The 425-nt window shown below is 51.3% G+C and carries 2 protein-coding genes; both read left to right on the top strand.

Features of this window, described 5'->3' with window-relative positions:
* Positions 1-253, top strand: a 253-nt coding sequence (locus AC1RPR_RS08360) for a hypothetical protein (protein WP_481763493.1), incomplete at its 5' end; no start/stop codon positions are given.
* Positions 246-425, top strand: a 180-nt coding sequence (locus AC1RPR_RS08355; RefSeq protein WP_481763492.1) for a hypothetical protein, incomplete at its 3' end; no start/stop codon positions are given. The genes AC1RPR_RS08360 and AC1RPR_RS08355, both read left to right, overlap by 8 nt.

Genomic DNA, 425 nt, shown 5'->3' with positions numbered 1-425 from the left:
AATCAAGCAGGGCCATACAGTCAAGATCATGACAGCACGTGTAGGCCCGCATCCGGATCAGACTGATGAAGAGCTGGAAGCAATCCACCAGTTTCTGGGGGACTGGTCTGAAGAACACATTGGCACGCGCCTTGAGGCCACGTGCCAGAAAGACTATATGATGATTGCCTTGTTTGATGACAAGGCATTTCACGTGACGCCGAACACCGGCATCGTTCACCTGCCTGAAGAAGAGGAAGAATCTGATGTTTGATATCGAACCGCAATACGAAGCTCCGTCCATTCTACGTTCATTGTTTAGTGATCGCGCAAACGCCGACTATCTGCTGCAAGCGGCAGGTCATGGCCTGCACATGAATAACCCGTACCACAACCTTCAGCATGAACTGCATGTCGTGTACTGGTCCCATGTGGTGGCCACAAAC

This window comes from Dellaglioa sp. CoH-57-MRSF-22, from assembly GCF_056781895.1.
Note: the sequence above shows the minus strand (reverse complement) of the source record. Positions and strands in the feature narration are given on the sequence as shown.